This is a genomic window from Treponema endosymbiont of Eucomonympha sp. (assembly GCF_001028545.1).
Genome location: NZ_BBPW01000082.1, coordinates 1 through 3412, shown reverse-complemented (window position 1 = coordinate 3412; position 3412 = coordinate 1). Strand labels below are relative to the sequence as shown.

The 3412-nt window shown below is 59.3% G+C and carries 3 protein-coding genes; 2 read left to right on the top strand and 1 reads right to left on the bottom strand.

The features are described from left to right. Positions 1-79 precede the first annotated feature (79 nt). A complete protein-coding gene (hflK, locus tag AWU74_RS04420) occupies positions 80-1027 on the top strand; it encodes an FtsH protease activity modulator HflK (RefSeq protein ID WP_062328016.1) in 948 nt (315 codons plus the stop codon). A gap of 9 nt (positions 1028-1036) precedes the next feature. Then, a complete protein-coding gene (hflC, locus tag AWU74_RS04415; RefSeq protein WP_059369986.1) occupies positions 1037-1999 on the top strand; it encodes a protease modulator HflC in 963 nt (320 codons plus the stop codon). A 472-nt stretch (positions 2000-2471) separates the two neighbouring features. Here hflC and AWU74_RS11555 read toward each other — a convergent pair. Then, on the bottom strand, positions 2472-3412 hold a 941-nt coding region (locus tag AWU74_RS11555; RefSeq protein ID WP_187150830.1), incomplete at its 5' end, for a Na/Pi cotransporter family protein.

The window sequence follows — 3412 nt, the reverse complement described above, 5'->3', positions numbered from 1 at the left end:
CAGGTATAGTAACAGGCGCACGCAGTTTCATATATAAGGAAGGTTTATGGCAACAGAATACCCGTACCCCAAGTGGAAAATGCCCGATATCAAACTCAAGCGCCGCACGGTGCTGTGGATTTGCGCACTCGCCGCGCTGCTCGCGGTCGGCGTTACCGGTCTCTACTTCGTCGACGAGACCTCGCAGGCGGTCGTTACCCGGCTGGGCAGATACGCCCGCACCGTCGACCCGGGCGCGCACTTCAAGCTGCCTTTCGGCATAGAGCAGAGCTACGTCATTCCCACCCGCGTGGTGCAGACCGAGCAGTTCGGCTTTCAGGAGGAACAGCGGGGAAGCGGCGCGCGCCGTTCCAGCAATACCATGAAGCGGGAATCGACGATGCTCACCGGCGACTTGAACATAATCGAAGTCGAGTGGACGATTCAGTACCGCATAGTCGACCCCAAGGCGTGGCTCTTTAACGTGGCAGACCACGAAAAGACTATCCGCGACATATCGCAGTCGGTGGTGAACACGCTCGTCGGCGACCGCGCAATCCTCGACGTCATGCGCCTCGAACGGGGACCTATCGAGACGGCGGCAATAGAGCTGATGAACGAGAACTTCCAGCAGCTCGGCTTGGGAATCAGCGTGCGCGCGGTGAACCTGCAAAACGTGCGCCCCCCCGAAGGCGTGAAGGCGGCGTTTGAGGACGTGAACAAATCGACGCAGGATATGGAGCGCCTGACCAACGAGGGGCAGGAGTCGTACAACGCGCAGATTCCGAGGGCGAAGGGCGAAGCCGCCCGCCTGATTCAGCAGGCAAACGGCTACGCGATAGAGCGCGTCAACAACGCGCGGGGCGACGCGGCGCGCTTCGGCGCGGTGTACGAGGCGTACCGCGCGTCCCCGCAGATTACGCGGGAACGGCTCTACCTTGAGACTATGGAAAGCATATTCAAGGCGAAGGATAACCAGACGCTTATCGACGGCAAGCTGGACAACGTGCTGCCGCTCAAGAACATTTCGGGCGGCAGCGTCCGCTAGGAGGCAGGGATGATTATCAGCAAAAAGGCGGCGGCGGCAGGCGCGATAGCGGCGTGCGCCGTCATATTTCTCATGCTCGGACCGTTCTATATCGTGAAGGAAGGCGAGCAGGCGGTGGTTACCCGCTTCGGCAAGCTCGTCAACACGCGGACGGCGGCGGGGCTGTACCTGAAGGTGCCGGTAATGGACGTGGTAACCGCGTACCCCAAGCGGATTCTCTCGCTTGACGGCGACAACGAAGCCGCGCCTACGAAGGAAAACCTGTACGTCATCGTCGATACGACAAGCCGCTGGCGAATCAGCGACCCAAAGCAGTTCTATCAGGCGTTCACCTCGGTGCATACGGCGGGCGTACGCCTGAACGACATTATCGACTCGTCGGTCAGAATGGTCATCGCGCAGAACTCGCTCGCGGAAATCGTGCGCAGTTCCGACCTTATCATCCAGCAGGCGGGGCAAGCCGTTCCCGACGAGGACGGGTTCTCCGACGCGACGGCGATTTCGGAGCGCGTGACGAAAGGCAGACGGCAGCTCAGCCTTGAAATGCGGGACAAGGTGCGCGAGAGCACCGGCGACTTCGGAATCGAGCTGATAGACGTGGTGCCGCGCCAAATCAAATACGCCGAGGGGCTGACCGAGAGCGTCTACAACCGCATGATTAAGGAGCGCAATCAGGTGGCGCAGCGGAACCGCTCGCGGGGCGAAGGTAACAAAGCGGACTGGCTCGGCAGGCTCGAAAACGACCTGCTCCGCATTCAGTCGGAGGCGTACCGCGAGAGCGAGGAAATCAGGGGCAAAGCCGACGCGGAAGCCTCCGCGATTTACGCCGAAGCGTACCGCCGCGACCCGGAGTTCTACGCTTTCTGGAAGAGCATGGACTCCTACCAGACGACAATGCCCAAGTTTGACGCGACGTATAGCAGCAATATGGAATACTTCAACTACCTGTATTCGCCTTCGGGCAAACGGTAGCAGGATAAGCACAGCCGTGGCGGACGGGCGGCAGTCCGTTTATGCGGTACGGACAGGGGGTTTATTGCCAGCGTCAGCAGCAAGCGGAAGAGCAGAAACGCTGTCTAGCTGTTTCCTCCCATAGCGCTGGGCGACTGTGCAGCGGGCAATATGCCAAGTTGCGGCATTTTATACCCGAATACCATAGTTTCGCACCCGGATACCGAAAGAAAAACCCAGGTCCCTCGGATAGAAACCCGGGTCCCAAGCCAGCGTACTCAAGTCCCGGACTTTGGGACCCGGGTCCCTCAGATAAAAACCCGGGTCCCGAACCAGTGTACCCAAGTCCCGGACTTTCGCACCCGTCTTCCACTGTTTGGGACCCGGGTCCCAAAGGAAAAACCTAAATGCCGAACAAACGCACCGGGTGCGCTTGCGCCGTTCCCGAGTCCTGCGGCATAGCGTACTCATTCGGAGCTGCCGGGCGCGGAGTTCAGGTTTTGATTCGGAAGAGCGCTTCGGATATGCTGAACGCCTTGTCGCCGATTTTCTCGATATTGCGGACTATGTCTATATAGAGCAGCTCGGCTTTGACGTCGGCGCCGCTTTCAAGACGCTTTCGGGCGAGTTTTTTCAGGTCGCCGCGGACGGCGTCGATATGGCTCTCAAGCTGAGAGGCTACCTCAAACTGTTCCGGCGTCAGGCGCCGGTTGAGGTTCGCGCGGATAAAATCAAGGGTCTGCTGCACCAAATCGGTATACGGAACGAGCCGCTCCAAGTCCTCCGCCTGAAACGACATTTCCTTTTCGATACTCCGCTTCAGCAGCACGGCAACGGTGAAGCAGTCGTCGGTCATGCTTTCAAGCTCGCTCACGACGGTGAGCAGGAGCGGGACATTCTTCCGGGCTTTTGCGGGGAGCGGCATTTCGGTGCAGCGGAGCAGGAATTTCGATACTTCCACCTGCATCTGGTCGGCGTAAAGTTCTTCCTGTTCAAACGCGGCATAATCTGCAAGGAAGCGCTCGCTCCGGTCGGCGAACCCTTTCTTGAGCCGCTTAAACATGTGGTCGGCGATTTCCGCCATATCGGAGATTTCTTTTTCGGCGCGGATAATCTGCGCCAGCGCGTTTTCTTTCGCGCCGGTTTCCGCGAACTCCAGCCGGTACACGTCCGGCTTTTCGTCGCTGCTGGCTTTGATAAGCTTTTCGGTGAGGCGCGCAATCGGGCGGACGAACGGCAGGAAAAGGAGCGCCGCCGCCGCGTTGAACACCGTATGCAGCGTTGCCAGGCGTTCAGGGATTTTTTGCGGCAGCGGGTAGCCGGAGAAGAACGAATCGACGAACGACAGGAAGGGGTGAAAAAAGAGCACGGCAAGCACGGTGCCCGTAATGTTGAACAGGACGTGCACCTGCGCGGCGCGGCGCGCGTTCACTT

What these genes read in the sequence shown, in the direction of transcription:
- hflK (WP_062328016.1), top strand. Translation starts at nt 80, where the DNA reads ATGCCCGATATCAAACTCAAGCGCCGCACGGTGCTGTGGATTTGCGCA.
- hflC (WP_059369986.1), top strand. Translation starts at nt 1,037, where the DNA reads ATGATTATCAGCAAAAAGGCGGCGGCGGCAGGCGCGATAGCGGCGTGC.